This is a genomic window from Amycolatopsis sp. DG1A-15b (genome assembly GCF_030285645.1).
In the GTDB taxonomy this organism is placed as follows: domain Bacteria; phylum Actinomycetota; class Actinomycetes; order Mycobacteriales; family Pseudonocardiaceae; genus Amycolatopsis.
The window spans coordinates 7,353,710-7,375,815 of sequence record NZ_CP127296.1 but is presented as its reverse complement, the minus strand read 5'-3'; the positions used below and the strand labels follow the sequence as shown (position 1 = coordinate 7,375,815).

Sequence of the window (22,106 nt, the reverse complement as noted above, 5' to 3'; positions counted from 1 at the left end):
GTGCGGTTCCTGGTGATCGTGAAGGCGAGTCCCGAGTCGGAGGCGGCCGGGTTCCAGCCCAGCGCCGAAGAACTGGCCGAGATGACGAAGTTCAACGAACGGCTCGTCGCCGAGGGCCGGATGGAACTCGCCGAGGGGCTCACCTCCAGCGCGGACGGCTCGCGCGTCGTGTTCCAAGGCGACGCGGAGCCCAAGGTCATCGACGGCCCGTTCGCGGAGACCAAGGAACTCATCGCGGGTTTCTGGGTGCTCAAGGGCGAATCCCTCGGCGAGATCGTCGAGCTGATGAAGCAGGTCCCGAACCTCGGTCCGGGGGAGGGAGTGCTGGAGATCCGCCCGATCAGCGAGTAGTGGGTTGCACCGCGCAAGATCACCCTGTCTGATGGCCGGGTGACGGTTGCGGACACCCGGAGAACGGTCGAAACGGTCTGGCGGATCGAGTCGCCGCGGCTCATCGCGGGCCTGGCCCGGATGGCCCGCGGTGACGTCGGTCTCGCCGAGGAGCTGGCGCAGGACGCCCTGGTCGCGGCGCTGGAGCAGTGGCCGGATTCGGGCGTCCCCCGCAACCCCGGCGCGTGGCTGATGACCATCGCCAAGCGCCGCGCGGTCGACCAGTTCCGCCGCAACGAGCGGTACGCCGAGAAGCTCGAGGAAGTCGGCCGCGACCAGCAGCTCGGCGAGGGCGTCCTGCCCGACTTCGACGCCGCGCTCGACGACCACATCGAGGACGACGTCCTGCGCCTGCTGTTCGTCGCCTGCCACCCGGTGCTGAACACGCAGGCGCGGGTCGCGCTGACGCTGCGCATGGTCGGCGGCCTCACCACCGACGAGATCGCGCGTGCCTTCCTGGTCCGCGAATCGACGATCGCCCAGCGGATCGTCCGGGCGAAGAAGGCCCTGACCGCGGCGAAGGTGCCGTTCGAGGTGCCGGAGGGCGACGAGCGCGTCGCACGGCTTTCGTCCGTGCTCGAAGTCCTCTACCTCGTGTTCAACGAGGGCTACTCGGCCACCCGCGGCGACGACTGGATGCGGCCGGCGCTCTGCGAAGAGGCGATGCGGCTCGGCCGCGTGCTCGCCGGGCTGATGCCGGGCGAGTCGGAGGTCCACGGCCTGGTTGCGCTGATGGAGCTGCAGGCGTCCCGCGCGAAGGCCCGCACCGGCCCGAACGGCGAACCGGTGCTCCTGCTGGACCAGGACCGCTCCCGCTGGGACCGCTTCCTGATCCAGCACGGCCTCGCGGCGTTGACGTTGTCCGAGCAGATCGCCGAGGGCGCGTACGGCCCGTATTCCGCGCAGGCGGCGATCGCGGCCTGCCACGCGCGGGCGCGCACGGCCGAGGAGACGGACTGGGCCCGCATCGCGGCGCTCTACGAAGGCCTCGGCAAGCTCCAGCCGTCCCCGGTGATCGAGCTGAACCGCGGCGTCGCGGTGGCGATGGCGTACGGCCCCGAGGCGGGCTTGGCGGTCGTCGACGCCGTCGCCGCGGAGGCGGCGTTGAAGGATTACCACCTGCTGCCGAGCGTCCGCGGCGACCTCCTGGAGAAGGTCGGCCGGCTCGAGGAAGCCGAGCAGGAGTTCCGGCGGGCGGCGGAGATGACCGAGAACTCCCGCGAGCGCGCCCTGCTGCTGGACCGCGCGACGGCGGTGGGCCGTTAGCCGTTCCGATTTGCCGGATCTGGTCGCTATGCTCCCGCGATGGCAGGCGGAAGACGTCGCGCGGACGTCCGCATCGGACACGACGCCCGCGCTGAAGCCACCGGCACGCTGGACAAAGCGTTGCGGGAGGGCCGGATCGACCTTGCCGAGTACGAACGGCGGCTGGAGGTGGTGCAGACCGCCCGGGTGCGGAAGGACCTGACGCCCGCCGTCGCCGATCTGACCGCGCGGGTTTCCAGGGCGGACCGGGAGCGGGCGCTGGTCCAGCTGGCCGGTGCTTTGACCGACGGTCGGCTCCCGGCAAGCGCTTACGCCGACGCCGAGGAGCTGCTGAACCGGGCGGTCACGTACGCCGACGTCGAGGCTGTTGTCGGCGACCTGGACGCGAAGGCGAGCCACGTCGAACGCGATCAGGCCATCGCGCGCATCGAGGCTGCGGTGGCCGGTGGGCTGCTGGATCCGGCCGAACAGCACGACCGGTTGGCGGCCGTCCGGCGGGCGGGCACCGATGCCCAGCTCGCCGCGTTGGTGGCCGACTTGCCGACGGGTGCGGGCGCGGCTCGCTCACCACGTGCGTCCCACGCCGACCGGGAAGCCGTTGTCGCGCAACTGCAAGACGCCGTGGAGGCGGGTCTGATCGCGCTGTCCGAGTTCGACGAGCGGGTGCGTGCGGTGTATGCGGCGCGGTTGCGTGACGAGCTGGCGAGGGTGGTGGCGGACTTGCCGCCGCCGTCGACCTCCGCGGAGCCCGCGCCGCCTGTCGAGGTCGCCAAGACGCGGTGGGTGCCGACGGTGCGAGCCGGCCAGCGGGCCGCCGTGACCGCCGGTATCGGCTTCCTTCCCTTGTTCTACCTCGTACTCTTCCTGGCGAACTCGGGTTTCGCGTCCGCCGCGATCGTGACGGCGGTGGCCTCGGTGATCGTGATCGTCGGGCTCCTGGTGTGGGGCGCCCGCACCGTCGCGGCTGCCAATGCCCTGGAGCGGGCTCGGCCTTCCTCGGAGGAGGCAGAGCCGGCTCCGGCCGAACCGGAGCCGGTTGCCCGGCGGAAGGAGACGCCGCCACGCCAGCGGTCGCTGGGTGGGCACAAGGCCGGCCTCGCGTCACTGACGGCTCTGATGCTGCCCGACGGTACCCCGGTGGCGATCACCGGCGGTCGGGACAACACCGCGAAGGTATGGGACCTCACGGACAACACGCTGCGGCACACGCTCAGCGGTCACACCCACGACGTGCGGGGTGTCGCGGCCATGGTCCTCCCGGACGGTGTCCCGGTCGCAGTCACGGTCAGCCCGAACCGGACGGTGAGGGTGTGGGACCTCCGTGACGGATCGCCGCGCGGGGCACTGCCGAAACCGGCCAGGAACTCGTGCGCGGTGCGGTGCTTGTCGCTGGCCAACGGCACTCCGGTCGCGGTCACCCACAACGGGAGCAAGGCGATCCAAACGTGGGATCTGCGAGACCACAAGCTGCTCCACCACTGTTCCGACGACTACTCCTTCGGCAAGGCGGTCCCCGTGGTGCTCCCCGGCGGCACGCCGGTCGTGGTGGTCGCGGGCGGGACGGACACCTCAGGGTGCTGGACCTGAAGACGGGGGTGATGCGGTTCCGGCTGACCGGCCGCACCCAGCCGGTCAGCTCGATCGACACCGCGGTGCTCCCCGACGGCACCCCGGTTGCCGTGTCCGCGAGCACGGACAAGAAGATCCGGGTCTGGGACCTGCGGAGCGGCGCCCTGCGCCACACCATCACCGGCCTGGTCCACGCGAAAGAAGCCGTGGTGTGCACTTCCTTGCCGGACGGTACCCCGGTCGTGGTCGCCGCCGGCTCCGCGGAGAACACCATGGCGTGGGACCTGCGGGACGGTGCTGTCCTGCCGTACCGGCACGCCCTGCGGGGCGACATCCTCAGCGCCGTCGCGCTCCCGGACCGGACTTTGGTCCTGGGGCTGGCCACCGACTACGCCACGGTGGGGGTTCGCCGGCTGGCTTAGCGACCTCGCCAGGACAGCGGCGAGAGCGTCAACGCCGCCTCGGCGATCTTCCGCGCCGTCTCGGTCTTGAGCCCCTTCCGTGCGGACTCGATCCACTCGTCGACCGGCCGCACCCCGATGTCCCGGTACTCCAGCGCCTGCAGCAGCATCTCCAGCTTGTCCGCGTCCTTGGCGCACAACGCCTCGGCCGACTCGCGGGTCTCGTACTCGTCGACGGCCTCGCGAACCAGGTCCCGGGACTTCTCCGGCAGCGACGCCGTCTGGTCCGCCGTGATCTCCCTCGGCTCCGGCTTGCGCAGGTAGTCCACGGCCGTCAGCGGCAGGTCGCCCGTGCGCGTCTCCTGCGTGTCGTGCCAGACCGCCAAGAACGCCGCCCGCTCCGGCGAAGCTCCTTCCTCCGCCGCGATCAGCGCCGCCAGTTGCGCGGCCCGGAGGCTGTGCTCGCCGACCGACTCCGGGTCGCGGACCCCCGCGTGCCACCAGCCGGACCGCCGGACGCGCTTCAAGAGCCCGAGCTCGTAACCGAAGGACGCCAGTGACTCACTCATCCGCCCAGCCTAGGGCGAGGGGATCATCGCCGTCAGGATCGTCGCCTGGAGCAGGGAAATCACCCCGACCACCGCGGTCAGCAGCAGCGACCACAGGAACGTCTGCCGCAGCAGCGAGCCCTCCTTGCCGCTCTGGCCGATCGCCGTCGCGCCGATCGACAGGTTCTGCGGCGAGATCATCTTGCCCATCACGCCGCCTGAGGTGTTCGTCGCGCCGGCCAGGATCGGGTTGAGGTTCAGCTGCTGCGCCGAGATCACCTGCATCGGGCCGAACAGGCTGTTCGTCGACGCGTCCGAGCCGGTCAGGAACACGCCCAGCCAGCCGATGTAGGCCGAGAACAGCGGGAAGACCACGCCGGTCGTCGCCAGGGCCAGGCCCAGTGTCTGCGTCGCGCCCGAGTAGTTCATCACGAACGCGATCGCCAGGATCATGAAGATCGTCGCCAGTGCCCAGCGCATCTGGTGCAGCGTCTTCCGGTACGTCGTCAGCAGCAGTTTCGGCCGCCCGCCCATCGCGAAGCCGGCGATCACCGCCGCGAGCAGGGCGACCGTGCCCGGCGAGAACAGGAAGTCGACGGTCAGCGTCGCCGCGTACGGCGCGTTCTTCGCGGTGATCGGCGGGTGCTGGACGACGTGGTTGTGCAGCCCCGGCCAGGCGAAGATCCAGTCGGCCTTGTGCAGCAGCTTCGTCAGGTCGAGCCAGACCGGGAGGTTCTTGAAGATCGTGCCGATCCGCGACAGGAAGATGGCCAGGATCAGGATGATGTAGGGCATCCACGCGTACAGCGCGCCGCGCTCGGCCTGGGCGGCGCCGAGGCTCTTGGCCACGGGGGCTTCCTCGCCCTCGAAGCGCCAGACCGTCGCGGGCTGCCAGAACCGGGTCAGGATCCACAGCGCGGCCATCGCGGTGAGCGCGGCGAGGACGTCGACGAGGCTGGCGCTGATGTAGTTGGACGCGACGAACTGCATGGCCGCGAAGGCGAGCCCGGCGGTCAGCACCGCCGGCCACACCTCGAGCATGCGCTTCCAGCCGGCCAGGACCACGACCAGGAACGCGGGGATGATCAGCGCCAGCACCGGCACCTGACGGCCGACTGCCGCCGAGAACAGCTCGGTCGCCCGGTCCGGCTTGAGGTGCATGATCGGCGCGGTCAGCCGGCCGAGCACGATCAGCGGGTTGCCCAGGCCGCCGAACGCGACCGGCGCGGTGTTCGCCAGCAGCGCCAGCACGACGGCCTTCACCGGCGGGAACCCGAGCGCGGCCATCATCGCCGCGGTGATCGCGATCGGCGATCCGCCGCCCGCGACGCCTTCGAGCAGCGCGCCGAAGCTGAACGCGATGAGCAGCGCCTGCAGCCGCCGGTCCTCGCTGAACCCGGCGAGCACCCGCTTGATCGCGTCGAACCGGCCGGTGGCGACGGTGACGTTGTGGAAGTACACGGCGTGGAAGGCGATCCAGGCCACCGACCACACACCGAAGACCACGCCCATCGCCGCGGAGTCGAACGCCAGCGCGGCCGGCATCCGGTAGAGCAGCAGGGCGACACCGAGCGCGGTGACCAGCGCCAGCGCCGCGGACAGGTGCGCGGAGAAGCGGATCACCCCGAGCGAAACGAGCAGCACGATGATCGGGAGCGCGGCGAGCAGCGCGGAAACCCACAGCCCGCCCGCCGGCTGGTAGTCCTGGGTCCAGGTCACGTCGGCTCCTTTTGCCGGTGGGGTGCTCAGGCCGGCCGGCTCCGGACGTACCCGAGCCGCAGGGAGAGGGCGGCGGCGGTCCCGGCCACGGAGGCACCGAGTTCGTCGAGGCGGCGCAGCACGCGCGGAGCAGGCCCGGCGATGCTGATGGCGGCGATCGGCCGTCCCGAGTGGTCCCGCACGGCGGCGGCGACGCAGCCGACGTCCGGCTCGTTCTCGACCTCGTCGATCGCCCAGCCGCGGCGGCTGGTCTTCGCGAGTTCGTCGAGCAGCCGGTGCGGGTCGATGATGGTCTTGAGGGTGAGGGAATCGAGCTTCATCCGCCGGACGCGTTCGAGCCGGTCGCCCTCGGGCAGCGCGGCGAGCCAGGCCTTCCCCAGCGACGTCGCGTGCTGCGGCCGCCGCGTCCCGAGCCGGCAAGCGAGGGTGACGGCGCTGGCACTGCGTTCGGTGGCGACGTAGACCATGGTGTCGTTGTCGGGAACGGCGAGGTAGGTGGTTTCGCCGGACCGTTCGGCGAGCGACGCGAGGTACCGCGGAGCACACCGGTGCAGATCGGTCGCGGCCATCGCCCGCGCCCCGAGTTCGACGAGCCGGGTCCCCAGCCGCACCCGCCCGGTGACCTGGTCGGCTTCGAGGTACTCGAGGTTCTTCAGGGTGCCGACGATGCGGTAGGCGGCGCTGCGGGAAAGCCCCAGTTGCCGCGCGATCGCATTGGTGGAAATCTCCTGGTGCCGCCCGACGTGCTCCAGCACGGCGAGCCCGCGTTCGAGAGTTCCGCTTTGTTCAAGCCCGCGCTCCGGTCCCACGTTGCCCTCCGTTGGACAGATTCCCGCTCAGCGGTACGCCTTTCCGCTGGCTGGGGTTGGACGGTAACACCTCCGATGTATCTGGGGAAGATCTTGGAATGACTCGCAACAATGCGAGTAGTTGCGGAAGCTAATTGGTTCAACATCCGATGGTTAAGTTTCCTACCTATGGCGGTTGCGCGCCTGTCATCGGGGGATTTCGACGGGTTCGACGGGGGGTTTGTTCAGATGTGTGAATAGTTGAGCGGGCATCAACAGGTCGGCCGCAATGTGGACAAACCGGCTCGGGCTCGCGTTCTTCCGCGGTTCTTGTCGGTCGGCGTCGATACGCTGGACCCGGGGGGCGCCCCCGCGGGAGGGGTGGAAGTCGGCTCGGGATGGCGGCAGGCGGGTGCCGTTGCGGAGCACGGCGTAGAGAGCGGTCGCGGCGGCGGGCCATGCGGATGAGGGGCGCGTTTTTTCTTGTCTTCGGCTCGGTTACGGTCGCGGGAAGCCATCGGCGGGTCGGGTAGCCGGGCCCGACCCCGGTCGAGGCCGGGATCCACGCGGGACCGTCCGTGGGCCGGACGGTGAGGCGGACGCGGCGAGGAAGAGTGTGCGTTCGAACTGGCGGTTGCCGATGCGACCGGGGACGCTTGCTCGGTGCGGTGCGGTGCGGTGCGGTGCGGTGCGGTGCGGTGCGGTGCGGTGCGGTGCGGTGCGGTGCGGTGCGGTGCGGCAGAGACCCCCTCTGGCCCCAGCGCCAAAGCCGCTCAGGAGCCGACCGCGTCCCGCACCTCGTCGAGAGCCCGCCGCGCAGCGTTGCCGAAGTCGTCGGCCGTTCCGTCGATCCACCGGCTGTAGGCGATCTTCATCGCCAGCGCCCCCAGTTCCGCGGCCACGCTCGCCGTCACCTCGGGCACCCCGCGCCGCCGGAGCGCGTCGGTCATTGCCGCCGTCAGGGCCAGTCCCTTCAGTGCCTCCCGCTCCTGCAGCTCAGGGTGCGCCCCGATCACCGCCCGCCGCTGGGCGCTGAACTCGCGTCGCTCGGCCGTGAACGCCTCCCGGCCGGCCGCGTCCATGGCGCAAGCCACGGCCTCGAGCGGCGCAGCCGTCTCGGGCGCGGCGGCCACCGCCCCGCCCAGCAGGTCCGCCAGCGTGCTCGCGCCGAAGAGCACTTCCCGCTTGTCCTGGAAGTGCCGGAAGAACGTGCTCTTCGTGAGTCCGGCGCGCTGCGCGATGTCGATCACCGTCGTGTTCTCGTAGCCGCGCTCCGCGAACAGCTCGAGGGCGGCCTTGCTCAGCCTTTCCGGTGCGTTCGGTTCCCAGCGGGCCATGCGGCACAGCTTACGGCACTTGGTCCCGTCATTCGGTGTACGGTGACGGGACCAAGTCCCATAACTGGAGGTCCCGATGAGCCGAGCCGTCGTCTACGAGAAGTTCGGTGGCCCCGAGGTGCTCGAACTGCGCGAAGTCCCCGAGCCGCACGCCGGCCCCGGGGAGGTGCGCGTGCGCGTCACGGCCGCCGGGCTGAACCCGATGGACTGGGGCCTCGCCGCGCGACCCGAGGCCGCCGCGCGGTTCGGCATCACCCTGCCGTCCGGCTTCGGGTACGACTTCGCCGGCGTCGTCGACGAAGTGGGGCCCGGGGTCGGAGGAACCGCCGTCGGCGATCGCGTCCACGGCGGCGCGCTCGGGCGGGCCGTCGCCGACTTCGTCGTCCTCAAAGCGTCCGACGCGCTCTTCCCCACTCCCGACGGCATCAGCGACGAGGTGGCGAGCACCCTTCCGGTCGCCGGCTCCACCGCGGCCGCCGCGCTGGCCGCGATCGGCCTGCGGGCCGGGGACACCCTCCTGATCGGCGGGGCCGCCGGCGGGGTGGGCATCTTCGCCGTCCAGCTCGCCAGGCTCGCCGGCGCCACCGTGATCGGCACCGCCGCCGAGGGCACCTTCCCCTTCCTGCGCAAACTCGGTGCCGAACCCGTCACCTACGGACCGGGCCTGGCCGGCCGGGTCCGCGAACTGGGCGACATCACCGCGGCGACCGACCTCTTCGGCACGGAGACAGTGGAGGCCGCGCTCGAACTCGGCGTCCCGCCCGAGCGGATCTCCACGATCTCCGTCGGCCCGAACCCGCCCGGCGGGGTGCGGGCCACCGGGGGCGCCGACGCCGAGCCGGGCGCGCTGGCGAAGATCGCCGACGCCATCGCGGCCGGCCGGCTCACCGTGCCCGTCGCCGCGGTCTTCCCCGTCGAAAAGATCCGCGACGCCGTCGCGCTGCAGGCCGCGCGGCACGTCCACGGCAAGGTCGTCGTCACGCTCTAGAGACCCGCGCCACTGACTCAGGAAAATCACAGCGCCCGGCGGGCACCATCCAGCCGGTGTCCGTCCGAAGTCCCCTCCGCACCCGCGCTTCCGTGGCCGCCGGGCGGCTGACCGCCTGGCTGTCACGCAGCTCCGGGCTCGGCCGCGGCGGCATGATCGGTGGCCGCGTCACGCTCGCTCTCGATCCGGCCGCCCTGCGCCGCCTCGGCCGCGAACGCACCGTCGTGCTCGTCACCGGTACCAACGGCAAGACCACCACGTCGCTGATGCTCACCCGCGCGCTGGAAACGCTGGCCGAGGTCGCCGCGAACAGCGACGGCTCGAACATGCCCGACGGCGTCCTCGCCGCGCTGACCGCCCGCCCCGACGCGCCCTACGCGGTCCTCGAGGTCGACGAGACGTACGTGCCGTGGGTGGCCGACCAGGTCCGGCCCGCCGTCCTGGTGCTGCTCAACCTGAGCCGCGACCAGCTGGACCGGGTCGGCGAGGTCCGCGCCACCGAGCGCGATCTGCGGGCCGCCATCGCCGGACTGCCCGGCACGGTGGTCGTCGCGAACTGCGACGACGTGCTGGTGACGTCCGCGGCGAGCGTGGCCGCGAGGCTCGTGTGGGTGAGCACGGGCCGCCGCTGGACCGGCGACTCGACGGCGTGCCCGCGCTGCGAAGGCCGCGTCGAAACCCACGAGCGGCACTGGAGCTGCGAGTGCGGACTCGCCAGGCCGGAACCCGGCTGGACGCTCGACGGCGAACTCGTCCTCACCCCGGGCGGCCGCCAGGTCGACCTCGACCTGCGGCTGCCCGGCGAGGCCAACCGCGCGAACGCCGCGCTCGCGCTCGCCGCGGCGCACCGGCTCGGCGTGCCGCCGCACACCGCAGCGGCCCGGCTGCGGACCATCACCGACATCGGCGGCCGCTACCGGACGATCCGCCGGTCGCGGCACTCCGTGCGGGTGATGCTGGCGAAGAACCCGGCCGGCTGGGTGGAAACCCTGCGCGTGCTGGACGAGGACACCCCGGTCGTCGTCGCGTTGAACGCCCAGGAAGCCGACGGCCGGGACCTGTCCTGGCTGTGGGACGTGCACTTCGAACGGCTCCGCGGGCGCCAGGTGGTCGTCACCGGCGAGCGAAGCGCCGATCTCTCCGTCCGGCTCTGCTACGCCGAAGTCGCGCACTGGGCCGAGCCGGACCCGGTCACCGCGATCGACGCGCTGCCGCCCGGTGCCGTCGAACTGGTCGCCAACTACACCGCGTTCCGCGACCTGGTGGGCAGGCTGCCGGGTGGCTGACTCGATCGTCCACATCGGACTTCTGCTGCCGGAGGTGCTCGGTACCTACGGCGACACCGGCAACGCCCAGGTGCTCGGGAAGCGGCTGCAGTGGCGCGGGCTCGACGCCGAGGTGGTGCCCGTCGGGCTCGGCGAGCCGGTGCCGTCCACTTTGGATCTCTATCTGCTCGGCGGCGGCGAGGACGGCGCCCAGGTGCTCGCGGCCGCGCACCTGCGCAAGTACCCCGGCCTGCGGCGGGCGGTCGCGGCCGGCGCGGTCGTGTTCGGCGTGTGCGCCGGCCTCCAGGTGCTCGGCACCCGGTTCCGCGGCCTCGACGGCGTCGACCACGACGGCCTCGGCCTGCTCGACGTCACCACCGAACCGGGCCCGCAGCGCTCGGTCGCCGAACTGGTGGCGACGCCGTCCCGGCTCCTGGCCGGGGAAGCCCTGACCGGGTTCGAAAACCACCTGGGCGTCAGCAAGCTCGGCGACGGCAGCGAGCCGCTCGGGCGGGTCGTGCGCGGCACCGGCAACGGCGACGGCACCGAGGGCGCGGTGACCGACCGGGTGGTCGGCACCTACCTGCACGGCCCGGCGCTCGCCCGCAACCCCGCGCTGGCCGACCTGCTGCTGGCCTGGACGATCGGGCACCCGCTCCGCCCGTTGAGCCTGGCCGAGGTCGAGCGCCTGCGCGAGGAACGGCTCGCCGTCCCGCGCCGCCGCCGGGGCGCGTGACCCGGTGGCGGCGAGCGTCCCGTCGCTGGTCCACCCGCGCGCCCGCCTCGTTCGTGGTTACGCTGCGTTGGTGAAACTGGGCAGGGTGATCGCCGCGACCGGCGTCCGGATGCGCACCACCGCGGTGGCGGTGTTCGCGCTCGCGCTGGCCATCGCCGTCGGCTGCGTGGTCGTGGTGCTGCTGCTGGAAGAGTCGCTCGACCGCAGCGTCACCGAGAGTGCCCGCAGCACCGGGCGGCAGGTCGCCATCCAGCTCATCCGCGAGGGCGCGCGCGACCTGAGCGCGAGCGACGTCGCCAGCACCGGCGACACCGAGGCCGTCACGCAGGTGCTGGACGCGCGGAGGACGCCGATCGCGAGCGATCCGGCGATCGTCGGGCACCCGCCGCTGACCGCGGCCCGCCCGGCCGCCGGGCACGAGATCGTCGAAACGCTGCCGCTCGGGCTGAACGGCGACAACGACGACTACCGCGTGGTGTCACAGGAGGTGAACGGCCCGGGCGGCCCGTTCACCGTGATTTCCGCGCGCTCGCTGGAACCGGTCACGGAGGCGTCGACGCGGTTGACGCTGCTGCTCGGCCTGATCGCGGTGCCGCTGCTGGCGATCGCCGGGCTGGCGGTCTACCGCGCGGTCGGTTCGGCGCTGCGGCCGGTCGAGCGGATGCGCCGGACCGTCGCGGAGATCTCGACGCGCGACCTCGCCGCGCGCGTGCCGCTGCCGCCGGGCGGCGACGAGGTGCACCGCCTGGCCGTGACGCTCAACGAAATGCTGTCCCGGCTCGCGTCGGCCCAGGCCGCGCAACGCCGGTTCGTCGCGGACGCCAGCCACGAACTGCGCTCGCCGCTGTCGACGATCAGCACCGCGCTCGACGTCTCCGGGCGGCACCCGGAGAGCGCCGGGGACCTGGTGCCGGTGATCGGCCGGGAAACCGCGCGGCTGCGTGAACTCGTCGACGACCTGCTCATGCTGGCCCGCACCGACGACGCGACCGACCGGCCGCAGCGCACCGAGGTCGACCTCGACGACATCGTCCGCGCGGAGGCCGAGCGCGTCCGGGGCGAGAGCACGGTGGACGTCGAGGTCCGCGCCGGGCCGGCGAAGGTGTACGGCAGCGAGACCCAGCTGCGGCGGGCGGTGCGCAACCTGGTCGACAACGCGCGCGGGCACGCGCGCTCGCGCATCCGGGTCAGCAGCGCGGTGCGTGGCGACTTCGCCGTCGTCGAAGTGAGCGACGACGGCCCCGGCGTCGAGCCGGCCGACCGGGAGCGGATCTTCGAGCGGTTCGTCCGGCTCGACGCGTCGCGGCAGCGCGGGCACGGCGGCACCGGGCTGGGCCTGCCGATCGTGGCCGGCATCGCGGCCCGCCACGGCGGCCGCGCGCGCTACGCCGAGTCCGCCGAGCCGGGCGCGCGGTTCGTGATCGAACTGCCGGTGATCGAACTGCCGAAGGAGGAGTAGTGCGCCTGCTGATCGTGGAGGACGAGCGCGAGTTCGCGGAAACGCTGCGGCGGGGGCTGGTCGCCGAGGGCTTCACCGCCGACATCGCGCACACCGGCCGTGAGGGCCTCTGGCGGGCGACCGAGCACGAGTACGACGTCGTGGTGCTCGACATCATGCTGCCCGAGCTGTCCGGCTACGAGGTGCTCAAACGCCTGCGGGCGGCGGAGAACTGGACGCCGGTGCTGATGCTGACGGCCAAGGACGGCGAGTACGACGAAGCCGACGCGTTCGACCTCGGCGCCGACGACTACCTGTCCAAGCCGTTCTCCTTCGTCGTGCTCATCGCCCGGCTGCGGGCGTTGCTGCGGCGCGGCGCCCCGGCCCGGCCGGCCGTGCTGGAGGCGGGCGACCTGCGGCTCGACCCCTCCGCCCGTACCGTCCACAGGGGACAAAGGCGGATCGAGCTCACCGCGCGGGAGTTCGGGTTGCTGGAGTTCCTGCTGCGGCGGGCCGGCGCGGCGCTGTCGAAGAACGAGATCCTGAGCCACGTCTGGGACGCGCACTACGACGGCGACGAGAACGTCGTCGAGGTGTACATCGGCTATCTGCGGCGCAAGATCGACGCGCCGTTCGGCACCCACACCATCGAGACCGTCCGGGGCGTGGGTTACCGCCTCGTGGACGTTACTCGATCGTAATCAATCGGCTGTTTTCGGGAAATTGGTTCCCCTGGGTGTCCGCGCGTTGCGCCGTTCGTCTCCGCCGGTTGCCGCGGATCGCCCAATAGTGCGCGCGAACCGGTGAAAAATGCCGTCCCTTGACGGCGCTGCACATGATCCTCCGTGTTGCTACGGTGGGCACCCTACCTGCGACGAGGAAAGCGATGCCGGAATCGCCACTGCCGCTCCCTGCCCAAAACAAGAATTCCCCCGAAGTCGCCGGGAAATCCGTTTCCCGGCTGCGTGCCGCCGACGCCATTCGGACTGCCAAGGACCAGTTCGCCATGGTGACGGGGCTCACTCCGCATGCCGTGACCGGGATTCGCAGCCGGGGTGACGGGGGCTGGTCCGTGCTCGTCGACGTCGTCGAGCTGGCCCGGATCCCGGACTCCACCAGCGTGATGGCCACCTACCGGGTCGACGTCGACGCCGACGGCGAGCTCGCCGCGTGTGAGCGGCTGCGCCGGTTCACCCGGGGTGCCACCGATTCCTGAAAGGAAGGTCGACACGATTGGGCACTTCGTCCGATTCGTTGGCGGACATTCTGGAACGCGTGTTGGACAAGGGCGTCGTCATCGCCGGTGACATCGGCGTCAGTGTCGTCGACGTCGAATTGCTGACCCTGCGGGTCAGGCTGTTCATCGCGTCCGCGCAGACCGCCCGGGAAATGGGCATGGACTGGTGGACGAACGATCCGTTCTTCGCCCCGAATGCCGCGCGCGCGGAACTGGGGACGGCCGATCTGGCGGCGCGCGTCGCCGAACTGGAGGCCCGGCTGCCCGCGCCGGGCGGGAGGGAAGAACCCCGGTGAGCACCGGAAACTGGCTGTGCGCGTACGCGATCACCCGCAACCGTCCGGCCACGTTGGACATCGGTCCGGTACCGCGGCTGATCGGCTACCGCGACCTCGGCGTGGTCGTGGCCGAGGTGGCGCCGGCGCGCTTCGACCGCATCGACACGCTCGACCCGGTCGACGGCACCCTCGCCGAGCTGGCCCGCGAGCACGACGCCGTGGTGCGCGCGGTGTTCCGCAGCGAGCCGGTGCTGCCACTGAGGTTCGGCACGGTCCTCGACGGCGAGGATGCCGCTCGCCGGCTCCTGGAGGCGGGCTACGACCAGGCGCGCGACTGCCTCGACGAGGTGGCAGGCCACCGCGAGTGGGGGGTGCGGATCCGCCACACCGAGCCGGCGGCGACGACCCGGCCCGACGCGACGGGCCTGACGGGAACGCAGTACCTCGTCCGCAGGCGCGAACGGCTGAAGGCGATCCAGCGGGCCCGGGAGGACGTGGCCGGCGCGGCGGGCCGGCTCGCGGACGCGCTGCGGCGGCACGCGGCGGACAGCGTGGAGCGCGCGCGGCCGCACGGAGTGCTGATGAACACGGCGTTCCTGGTGGAGACGGGCCGGGAGGCGGCCTTCCACGCGGAGGCGGAGTGGTTCGCCCGCGAGCTGAGCGCGGCGGGGGCGACGGTGGAGACATCGGGGCCGTGGCCGCCGTACTCGTTCACCGACGTCGAGCTCGGAGCGACGGCGAATGGCTGAGCCGGACCTGCTCGCCGAGGTCTTCACGCCCACCGGCACCAACGCCGCCGAAGCCATCGTCGATCTGCTCGACCGGGTCGTGCACCGCGGGGCCGTCGTCACCGGGGACGTCATCATCTCCCTCGCCGGCATCGATCTCGTGCGGCTCGACCTGCGGTTGCTGCTGCTCGGGCTGGACGGGACACCCGGATGACCCAGCGGATCGCCGCCGATGCCGGCCGCGGGCTCGGGCACCTCGTCGTCACCGTGCTCGACGTCCTCAAGGAAGTGCTGGAGCGCCAGGCGCTGCGGCGGCTCGACGCCGGCACCCTCACCCCGGCCCAGGTCGAAGCGCTCGGCCAGGCCCTGATCGCGCTGGAACTCCGGTTCGCCGAGATCCGCGCCGCCCTCGACGACATCCCCACCACCGAAGGAGTGCAGTGACCAGACCGGGACAGGCCGGCGGCGGCCTCGCCGACACGCTCGACATCCTGCTCGACAAGGGACTCGTGATCGACGCCTCGGTGCGGGTGTCGGTGATCGGGATCGAGCTGCTGGCGATCGAAGCGCGGATCGTCATCGCCAGTGTCGACACGTACATCCGGTACCTCGAAGCGATGCAACGGCTGCAGAACACGACGGCCCCCGGGCAGATCTCGCAGGGCCTCGGCCAGACGACGGGGCTGATCCCGCCCCCGCCGCCGACACCCGCCGTGGCGGTGCCGGTGGAACCGGCCATCCCCGTCGAACAGCCGTGACGCTGCAGCTCTACGGCGTCGTGCGGGCCGGGCACCCGCGGGCGCCGCGCACGGTCGGCTGGGGGGACCTCGCCATGGTCGTCGGCGACCCCGAGCCCGACCCGGCGGTGCACCTGGCGATGGTGTCCGCGCTCGTCGAGGGCGGCCCGGTGCTGCCGGTCCGGTTCGGCACCGTGGCCGAGGACGAAGACACCGTCCGCACCGAAGTGCTCGCCCCGGCCGCCGACACCTACCGCGCCGACCTCGACCGGCTCGACGGTCTGGCCGAGGTGCACGTCTGCCTGCGGTTCACCGAACCCGGGTCGGCGTGGCGGGCGGCCCGCTCGGACGTCCTGCTCGCCCAGGTCGCCGAACGCGCCCGCGACTCCGTGGCGCTGCCGGCGGGCGAGAGCGCCGACGAGCGGTGGGCGTTCCTGGTCGGGCTGGGCGATCTGCTGGTCGTCCGGGACACCGTGGCCGCGCTCGCGCCCGGCAACGGCGTCCAGGCCGACTGGCTCGGGCCGCTGCCCGCGTACAGCTTCCTCGACCGGCGGACGTGCTCCCGCTGGAGCTGGTGAGCGGGGGCGGAACAATCGCTGAACACTCGTCCGGACGCTGGCCGCCGTGGCTTGCGGCCGGTGATCCTGGTGCCGTGACCAGCAGTGAAGTCGCCGCGCTCCCGCGTGCGTTCGGCGGACCCGGCGCCGGACCGGGGCAGTTCCGCGAGCCGTCCGGGATCGCCGTCGACGTCCGCGGCCGCGTGTGGGTGGCCGACACCGGCAACGACCGGGTCCAGGCGTTCACCCGCGACGGCTCGCTCGTGCGCGTCCTGGCCGGGCGGCTCAAGGCGCCGGAAGGGGTGGCGGTCGACGCGGCGGGCAACGTCTACGTCGCCGACACCGGCAACCGCCGTGTGGTGCAGTTTTCGTGGCAGGGCGGGTTCGTGCGCGAGTTCGGCGGTCTGGCCCGGCCCCGCGGTGTCGCGCTCGACCACGCCGGGCGGCTGCTGGTCGACGACACCGGGCGCGTGGCCCGGTTCGACACCCGCACGGGCGCCGAGCTGCCCGGCACGGCCGAGCCGATCAGCTCACCGAGGGACATGGCCGACGACGGCGCGGGCGGTGTCTGGGTCGCCGAGCCGGGCAACCACCGGATCGTCCACTTCGGAGCGTCCGGCTAGCTCTTCGAGATCGAGGCGGTCGCGCGGACGACGGCGGTGCAGCGGTTCTCGACGTAGGCGAGCCCGCCCTCTTCGGCGATGCGGCGTGCTTCGGCGGAGACGATCCCCTGTTGCAGCCACAGCGCCTTGGCGCCGATCTCGACGGCGTCCCGGGCGATGCCCGGCGCTTCGGGGGACGGCCGGAAGACGTCGACGAGGTCCACCGGCTCCGGGATGTCCTTCAGCGACCGGTACACCTTTTCGCCGAGCAGCTCGGTCGCGGTCGGGTGCACCGGGATGATCCGGAAGCCGTGGGCCTGCAGGACCGCCGGGACGCCGTGCGCCGCCTTCGCCGGGTCGCGGCTCAGGCCGACGACGGCGATCGTGTTCGCGCCGGCGAGGATCTCCTCTGCGTTCATACCGGTGGAACGCGCGGTGGGCGTCAAAGCTTCCAGAGCCGCAGGCCGCGCACGCGGTAGACCGGCCACACGATGTGCCACGGCTTCCGGCGGGTGAAGGTCGCGGCGCAGGTCAGGATGTTGCGGGCGGACGTCGTCGCGACTTCGTGGCGGTCGGCCCAGGTCGCGCCCTTGGCGCCGACGGCGATCCGGAACACGGTCAGCAGGCCGCGGCCCTGCAGGTCGTACTTCGCGCCGGTGTCCCCGGAGCCGGGGGCCAGTTCGGCGATCTCGGCGCCGAACGCGCGGGCCGCCTGCGGCGCCACCTCGGCGGGAACCACGCCGACACTGCGGGTGATCGCCTTGCCGTGCATCCGTCGCGCGTAGCGGAACAGCAGGACACGTTCCCACCACGGCAGCAGCCGGTGGTGCGCGAGGAGGGCGGCGCACTCGCCGTGCCCGATCGCGAAGATGCTCGTGAGCTCGTCGTAGGCGCCGTTCGTCGCGGGCTCGTTCAGGTGCAGGCGCACCTCGAACCGGGTGCGCGCGGTGAGTTCGTCGAGCCGCTCGCGGTGATCGAGCCGCGCCTTCGCGCGGGAGAGGGACCAGTCGGACATCGGACCTCCAGGCGTCGCGCACAGGCTAGTTGGCGCGCGACGCCCGGACCACGCTTTCAGCCGATCTTCTCGCCGTACATCTCGCCGAGCGGGTCGGAGATCAACTCCACGCGGGCACCGTCCGGATCGGACAGGTAGATGGAGGTCTTGCTCTCCAGCAGGTACTGGACGCCGGCTTCGTCGAGCTTGTCCTTGATGGCGCTCCACCGTTCGGGCGTGACGGACAGTGCCAGGTGGTGCAGTCCACCGAGGACTTCCGCGTACGGGCCGAGGTCCAGGCCGGGCAGGTCGAAGAACGCGACCGCGTTGCCGTTGCCGACGTCGAAGAAGAAGTGGGTGGAGCCGGGGTAGTCGCGGTTCTCGATCAGCTCGGTGAGCGGGAAGCCCAGGATGTCCTGGTAGAACTCGATCGTCCGCTCGACGTCGCTGGAGATCAGCGCGGTGTGGTGGATGCCGCGGCCGTTCGTCGCCGGGCGTTCGGCGGCCGGGCGCAGGTGGCGCTCGCGCAGCGCGTCGCGGACTTCGGCGAGCTTGGTGACCTCGGCCTGGGTCGGTGCCATGTCCCTCACGTCCCTTCCTGGTGGTGGCGTCCACGCTACGCCCGATTTATCTCGCGCGCAAGAGATTGTCTGGCGAGAGTTCCGTTGAGCGGAACGTCGTTGCTTGTGCCCGCGGGGTGCGCGCGGCAGAGTTCCGGTGGTGGACGTCAGTGAGGTGCAGGAGGCCGCTTCGGCTCTGGCGCGGGCTTATGCCACGCGCGAGCCGATCGAGCCGCTGATCAAGACGTATCCGGACGCGGGCGTCGAGGACGCGTACCGGATCCAGCAGGAGCAGGTCCGGCAGTGGGTCGAGGGCGGCGACGCCGTCCGCGGCCACAAGGTCGGTCTCGCGTCGGCGGCGATGCAGCGGCAGATGGGCGTCGACCAGCCCGACTACGGGCACCTGACCGGCAGCATGTTCCACCTGGAGCACCAGCCGATCCCGACGTCGGCGTTCCTGCAGCCGCGGATCGAGCCGGAGATCGCGTTCGTGCTCGGCGCGGCCCTGCGCGGCCCGGGTGTGACGGTCGCCGACGCGGTGCGGGCGGTCGAGTTCGTGCTGCCGTCGCTGGAGATCGTCGATTCCCGCATCCAGGACTGGAAAATCTCCCTGTTCGACACGATCGCGGACAACGCGTCTTCCGGCGGGGTGGTGCTGGGGAGCAGCCCGACGGCTTTGGGCTCGGTGGATCTGCGGCTGGCCGGCTGCGTCCTTTACCAGAACGGTTCGGTGGCGGCGACGGGCGCGGGCGGCGCGGTGCTCGGGTCGCCGTTGAACTCACTGGTGTGGCTGGCGAACACGGTGGGGCCGCTGGGGGTCACCCTGGAGCCAGGGCACGTCGTGCTGCCGGGGTCGATGACCCGGGCGATCCCGGTGTCACCGGGCGACACGATCGTCACCACGATCGCCGGGGTCGGCAGTGTCACCGCGGTCTTCGCTCCCGCTTGTCCGGAGGAATCGTGAACGTGCGTGAGGCGGCCGCTGCGCTGCTGGGGACGGTCTCGGAGCGTGCGCCGCTCTCGGCTGACTGGCCGGAACTGGACGTCGACACGGCGTACGCGATCCAGGACGAGGCCCTGCGGCAGCGCCGGGCCCGCGGCGAGACGCTGATCGGGGTGAAGCTGGGCCTGACGTCCCGGGCCAAGCAGCAGCGGATGGGCATCGACGCGCCGCTGCTGGCCTGGCTGACCGACGCGATGGTGCTGCCGGCGGGCGCACCGGTGCCGCACGACGCGCTGATCCACCCGCGCGCGGAGCCGGAGCTGGTCTTCGTGCTGGGCCGCCGGCTGGCGGGCCCGGGCGTGACGGCGGCGACGGCGCTGTCCGCGGTCGACCGCGTGTACGGCGGCATCGAGGTGATCGACAGCCGGTACGCGGACTACCGGTTCACGCTCCCGGACGCCGTCGCGGACAACGGCTCGTCGGCGTACTTCAGCGTGGGCCCGGTGGGGCTGCCGCCTTCTTCGCTGGACCTCTCCTTGGAGGCCGCGCTGCTCGAGGTCGACGGCCAGATCGTCGACACGGCAACGGGCGCGGCGGTCCAGGGCCACCCGGCGGAAGCCCTGGCCCTGGCGGCGAACAGCCTCGCGGCACGGGGCCTGGCCCTGGAACCGGGTTGGCTGGTCCTGACCGGCGGCATGACGGACGCGGTCCCGGTCCGCCCCGGCTCCCGCCTCGCCGCCCACTTCTCCCACCTGGGCTCCCTCACCCTGGCCACCTGACCCGTGTCGTCCCCCCAATCACGCGAGATGACCCTTCAATCACACGAGATACGCGCCCAATCACGCGAGTGACGTGCTCAATCACGCGAGTGACGCGAACCGGACCGGCGAACGCGCGTGTCTGGAGGGTCGGCTCGCGTGTCTGAAGGGTCAGTTCACGTGTCTGGAGGGTCGGCTCGCGTACCGGAAGGGCGGTTTGCGTGCCTGGGGGAGTTGGCCGCGAGCCGACCGCCCGGATACGTGGGTGACCGGCTGGGTGCGCGGGCCGCTTCGTGGCCGGCCGGGTGCTGGCGGCGTCGGGTGGTTGGGTGCACCGTCATGGCTGTCCGTTGCGGTAGGCACGGGCTTGGATCTCGTACAGCTCGTGGTAGAGGCCGCCCGCGCGGATCAGCTCGTCGTGGGTGCCTTCCTCGATCAGTTTTCCCTTCTCCAGCACCAGGATCCGGTCCGCCGAGCGGATGTTGGCCAGCCGGTGGGTCACCAGCACCGTCGTGCGGCGGCCGCGGTCCGAGCGGCTCGCGTGCTGGAGCCCGGCGAACACGCGGGCTTCGGCGCGGGCGTCGAGCGCCGCTGTCGGTTCGTCGGCCACCAGAACCGAGGCGTCCCGGTAGATGCCGCGGGCGATGCCCATGCGCTGCCACTGGCCGCCGGAAAGGTCGTGGCCCTCGTCGAACTTCTTCGACAGGACCGTGTGCTCCTTGGCGGGCAGGGAGCTGATCACCTCGTCCGCGCCCGAGTAGTCGACCGCTTCGCGCCACGCCTGCCTGTCCGGGTCCGGCCGGCCGAGGCGGCCGACCGTGATGTTGTTCGCCGCCGTCATCGGCCACTCCGCCGGTTCCTGCGCGATCACCGCGATGTTCGCGTGCACCGATGCCGGGTCCGCCCGCGTCAGGTCGACGTCGTCCCAGTGGACCGTGCCCTCGTCCGGCGGGTAGAGCCCGGTGAGCAGCTTGCCGAGGGTGGTCTTGCCCGAACCGTTCTCACCGACCAGCGCGACCACCTCGCCGCGCCGGATCGTCACCGAGACGTCCCGCAGCGCCGGGGTGCGCCGGCCCGGGTAGGTGAACGTGACGCCGTCCAGCCGGATCTCGGCCGGGTCGGCGGGCGCGGTCACCGACGTCGGCGGCGGTTGCCGCTTCCGGGATTCCGCGAGCAGCTGGTTGTAGAACCCGATGTAGAAGGAGTCTTCGTACAGCGAATTGACCGCGCGCATGGTGTTGGACAGCGCCGTCGACGCCGTGCGCATCGCCAGCACCGCCGTGCCGGCCAGCGCCAGCTCCATCCCGCCGGAGTAGAGCAGCCAGCCGAGCACCAGGTAGGCGACGGCGGTGCCGAAGCCGGCCGCCGCCCGCCCGCTGGTGCGCACCAGGTTGCTCCGGTGCGCCAGCCGGATCTCCTCTCGCGTGAGGCTGCGCGAGATGCGCCGGTACTCACCCAGCAACGGCTCCTGCAGCGTCAGGGCGTGCCGTTCGAGGGCCATCGAGCGCCAGGTGGCGACCTCTTCGACGACCGACTTGCGGATGTTGCGCCCGACGGTGTCGAGGAAGTGCCGGTAGTTCAGCTTCGCGACGCGCGCGGCGGCCCAGCCGTCGGCCGCCGCCGCGAGCAGCAGGACCGGGGCCAGCCACGGGTTGAGCAGCCCGGCCGTGATCATCGCCGCCGCCAGCGAGATCACCGAGGACGTCAGGTCGGCCAGCCGCCGCAGGCTCGTCTCGATGGCCCGCACGCCGAACCGGGCGCCCTGCCGCGCCAGTTCCCGGAAGTCCGCGTCCTCGAACGCGATCAGCCCGACGCGCACGACCGCGGCCGTCACCGCGTCGTCCGCCGCCGCGGTGACCCGGGGCCGGAGCGCGCCTTCGACGGCGGCGACGGCCGCGTCCAGCACCGCCCGCGCCGCGTACGACCCGGTGACGACCGCGATCGCCGGCAACGACTGCAGCACGCGTTCCGGGGTCGGGCCCTGTTCGAGCAGCGCGGTGAAGACGTTCGCGGTGGCGAGCAGGCCGAACGCCGTGACGCAGCCGGACACCACGTGCACGACGGCGGCCAGCAGTGTCAGCCGCGGCGACGTCCGCCACGCCAGCCGCAGCACGACCGAGATCGCGGTGGGCAGCGCGCGCACGGCCTGGCCGAAGCCCGCGGCGGCCACGCGTTCGTCGACGCGGGCCCACTCGGGCATCTTGACGTTCTCGACCCCGATCAGCGGGGGCGGCTCGGCGGTTCCGGACACGCCTCCATCTCTACTC

Annotated in this window: 27 protein-coding genes; 19 read left to right on the top strand and 8 right to left on the bottom strand. The window is 72.0% G+C overall.

Translation table 11 applies throughout. The annotated features are described in order from the left end of the window. Genes QRY02_RS33915 through QRY02_RS33900 form a run of 4 tightly spaced genes read left to right on the top strand, consistent with a single transcriptional unit; the run spans window position 1 to window position 3,647 of the window. The gene (locus tag QRY02_RS33915; protein ID WP_285986873.1) at window positions 1-351 is read left to right on the top strand and encodes a YciI family protein; all 351 of its coding nucleotides are present in this window, start codon (window positions 1-3) and stop codon (window positions 349-351) included. 39 nt (window positions 352-390) lie between these two features. Then, window positions 391-1,656, top strand: coding sequence for an RNA polymerase sigma factor (locus QRY02_RS33910; RefSeq protein ID WP_285986872.1), 1,266 nt, complete (start codon window positions 391-393; stop codon window positions 1,654-1,656). Between the two features lie 39 nt (window positions 1,657-1,695). Further along, window positions 1,696-3,243, top strand: coding sequence for a DUF1707 domain-containing protein (locus QRY02_RS33905; protein WP_285986871.1), 1,548 nt, complete (start codon window positions 1,696-1,698; stop codon window positions 3,241-3,243). After that, a complete protein-coding gene (locus tag QRY02_RS33900; protein WP_285986870.1) occupies window positions 3,231-3,647 on the top strand; it encodes a WD40 repeat domain-containing protein in 417 nt (138 codons plus the stop codon). The genes QRY02_RS33905 and QRY02_RS33900 overlap by 13 nt, the downstream gene beginning before the upstream one ends. On the opposite strand, the gene QRY02_RS33895 is transcribed toward QRY02_RS33900, so the two are convergent. The 4 genes from QRY02_RS33895 to QRY02_RS33880 all read right to left on the bottom strand — a co-directional run bounded on the left by QRY02_RS33895 (window position 3,644) and on the right by QRY02_RS33880 (window position 8,018). Then, window positions 3,644-4,195 (bottom strand): HD domain-containing protein, encoded by a 552-nt coding sequence (locus tag QRY02_RS33895; RefSeq protein ID WP_285986869.1) that lies wholly within the window; start codon window positions 4,193-4,195, stop codon window positions 3,644-3,646. The genes QRY02_RS33900 and QRY02_RS33895 overlap by 4 nt on opposite strands. A 9-nt stretch (window positions 4,196-4,204) precedes the next feature. Next, window positions 4,205-5,893, bottom strand: coding sequence for an L-lactate permease (locus tag QRY02_RS33890; protein WP_285986868.1), 1,689 nt, complete (start codon window positions 5,891-5,893; stop codon window positions 4,205-4,207). Window positions 5,894-5,919: 26 nt separating this feature from the next. After that, entirely contained in the window at window positions 5,920-6,702 is a 783-nt protein-coding gene (locus QRY02_RS33885; RefSeq protein ID WP_034284138.1) for an IclR family transcriptional regulator, read from the bottom strand. Between the two features lie 752 nt (window positions 6,703-7,454). Further along, window positions 7,455-8,018, bottom strand: a complete 564-nt coding sequence (locus QRY02_RS33880; protein WP_285986867.1) for a TetR/AcrR family transcriptional regulator — start codon at window positions 8,016-8,018, stop codon at window positions 7,455-7,457. A gap of 76 nt (window positions 8,019-8,094) precedes the next feature. On the opposite strand from QRY02_RS33880, the gene QRY02_RS33875 reads away from it, so the two are divergent. From QRY02_RS33875 to QRY02_RS33815, 13 genes are all read left to right on the top strand, one after another. Continuing rightward, window positions 8,095-9,006, top strand: coding sequence for an NADP-dependent oxidoreductase (locus QRY02_RS33875; RefSeq protein WP_285986866.1), 912 nt, complete (start codon window positions 8,095-8,097; stop codon window positions 9,004-9,006). Window positions 9,007-9,098: 92 nt separating this feature from the next. Continuing rightward, window positions 9,099-10,292, top strand: coding sequence for a MurT ligase domain-containing protein (locus tag QRY02_RS33870; RefSeq protein WP_285993989.1), 1,194 nt, complete (start codon window positions 9,099-9,101; stop codon window positions 10,290-10,292). Further along, on the top strand, window positions 10,285-11,007 hold the full coding sequence (locus QRY02_RS33865) for a type 1 glutamine amidotransferase (protein ID WP_285986865.1): 723 nt from the start codon (window positions 10,285-10,287) through the stop codon (window positions 11,005-11,007). Before QRY02_RS33870 ends, QRY02_RS33865 begins: the two co-directional genes overlap by 8 nt. Before the next feature lie 70 nt (window positions 11,008-11,077). Next, window positions 11,078-12,466 (top strand): sensor histidine kinase, encoded by a 1,389-nt coding sequence (locus QRY02_RS33860; protein ID WP_285986864.1) that lies wholly within the window; start codon window positions 11,078-11,080, stop codon window positions 12,464-12,466. Next, entirely contained in the window at window positions 12,466-13,146 is a 681-nt protein-coding gene (locus QRY02_RS33855) for a response regulator transcription factor (RefSeq protein WP_285986863.1), read from the top strand. The genes QRY02_RS33860 and QRY02_RS33855 overlap by 1 nt, the downstream gene beginning before the upstream one ends. 134 nt (window positions 13,147-13,280) lie before the next feature. Next, the gene (locus QRY02_RS33850; RefSeq protein ID WP_353069620.1) at window positions 13,281-13,661 is read left to right on the top strand and encodes a gas vesicle protein GvpO; all 381 of its coding nucleotides are present in this window, start codon (window positions 13,281-13,283) and stop codon (window positions 13,659-13,661) included. Between the two features lie 17 nt (window positions 13,662-13,678). Then, on the top strand, window positions 13,679-13,978 hold the full coding sequence (locus QRY02_RS33845; protein WP_285986862.1) for a gas vesicle protein: 300 nt from the start codon (window positions 13,679-13,681) through the stop codon (window positions 13,976-13,978). Beyond that, the gene (locus tag QRY02_RS33840) at window positions 13,975-14,709 is read left to right on the top strand and encodes a GvpL/GvpF family gas vesicle protein (RefSeq protein WP_285986861.1); all 735 of its coding nucleotides are present in this window, start codon (window positions 13,975-13,977) and stop codon (window positions 14,707-14,709) included. Before QRY02_RS33845 ends, QRY02_RS33840 begins: the two co-directional genes overlap by 4 nt. Further along, window positions 14,702-14,902, top strand: a complete 201-nt coding sequence (gvpJ, locus tag QRY02_RS33835) for a gas vesicle protein GvpJ (RefSeq protein WP_285986860.1) — start codon at window positions 14,702-14,704, stop codon at window positions 14,900-14,902. The genes QRY02_RS33840 and gvpJ (QRY02_RS33835) overlap by 8 nt, the downstream gene beginning before the upstream one ends. Continuing rightward, window positions 14,899-15,132 (top strand): gas vesicle protein K, encoded by a 234-nt coding sequence (locus QRY02_RS33830; RefSeq protein WP_285986859.1) that lies wholly within the window; start codon window positions 14,899-14,901, stop codon window positions 15,130-15,132. The genes gvpJ (QRY02_RS33835) and QRY02_RS33830 overlap by 4 nt, the downstream gene beginning before the upstream one ends. Beyond that, window positions 15,129-15,446, top strand: coding sequence for a gas vesicle protein GvpJ (gene gvpJ, locus QRY02_RS33825; protein ID WP_285986858.1), 318 nt, complete (start codon window positions 15,129-15,131; stop codon window positions 15,444-15,446). The genes QRY02_RS33830 and gvpJ (QRY02_RS33825) overlap by 4 nt, the downstream gene beginning before the upstream one ends. After that, the gene (locus QRY02_RS33820) at window positions 15,443-16,003 is read left to right on the top strand and encodes a GvpL/GvpF family gas vesicle protein (protein ID WP_285986857.1); all 561 of its coding nucleotides are present in this window, start codon (window positions 15,443-15,445) and stop codon (window positions 16,001-16,003) included. Before gvpJ (QRY02_RS33825) ends, QRY02_RS33820 begins: the two co-directional genes overlap by 4 nt. A 74-nt stretch (window positions 16,004-16,077) precedes the next feature. After that, on the top strand, window positions 16,078-16,605 hold the full coding sequence (locus QRY02_RS33815) for an NHL repeat-containing protein (RefSeq protein WP_285986856.1): 528 nt from the start codon (window positions 16,078-16,080) through the stop codon (window positions 16,603-16,605). Here the strand turns inward: QRY02_RS33815 and QRY02_RS33810 are convergent. Genes QRY02_RS33810 through QRY02_RS33800 form a run of 3 tightly spaced genes read right to left on the bottom strand, consistent with a single transcriptional unit; the run spans window position 16,602 to window position 18,159 of the window. Beyond that, window positions 16,602-17,003 carry a CoA-binding protein gene (locus QRY02_RS33810; RefSeq protein ID WP_285986855.1) on the bottom strand — a complete coding sequence of 134 codons (402 nt, stop codon included), beginning with the start codon at window positions 17,001-17,003 and terminating at the stop codon, window positions 16,602-16,604. The genes QRY02_RS33815 and QRY02_RS33810 overlap by 4 nt on opposite strands. 23 nt (window positions 17,004-17,026) lie before the next feature. After that, entirely contained in the window at window positions 17,027-17,599 is a 573-nt protein-coding gene (locus tag QRY02_RS33805; protein ID WP_285986854.1) for a hypothetical protein, read from the bottom strand. 56 nt (window positions 17,600-17,655) lie between these two features. Further along, on the bottom strand, window positions 17,656-18,159 hold the full coding sequence (locus QRY02_RS33800) for a VOC family protein (protein WP_285986853.1): 504 nt from the start codon (window positions 18,157-18,159) through the stop codon (window positions 17,656-17,658). A gap of 139 nt (window positions 18,160-18,298) precedes the next feature. On the opposite strand from QRY02_RS33800, the gene QRY02_RS33795 reads away from it, so the two are divergent. Then, complete coding sequence (locus QRY02_RS33795; protein ID WP_285986852.1) at window positions 18,299-19,102, top strand: 2-keto-4-pentenoate hydratase; 804 nt, start codon at window positions 18,299-18,301, stop codon at window positions 19,100-19,102. Further along, window positions 19,099-19,860: a 2-keto-4-pentenoate hydratase gene (locus QRY02_RS33790; RefSeq protein ID WP_502874154.1), complete on the top strand. Its 762-nt coding sequence runs from the start codon at window positions 19,099-19,101 to the stop codon at window positions 19,858-19,860. Before QRY02_RS33795 ends, QRY02_RS33790 begins: the two co-directional genes overlap by 4 nt. A gap of 316 nt (window positions 19,861-20,176) precedes the next feature. Here QRY02_RS33790 and QRY02_RS33785 read toward each other — a convergent pair whose 3' ends face one another. After that, on the bottom strand, window positions 20,177-22,090 hold the full coding sequence (locus tag QRY02_RS33785; protein ID WP_285986851.1) for an ABC transporter ATP-binding protein: 1,914 nt from the start codon (window positions 22,088-22,090) through the stop codon (window positions 20,177-20,179). Between the last annotated feature and the right edge of the window lie 16 nt (window positions 22,091-22,106).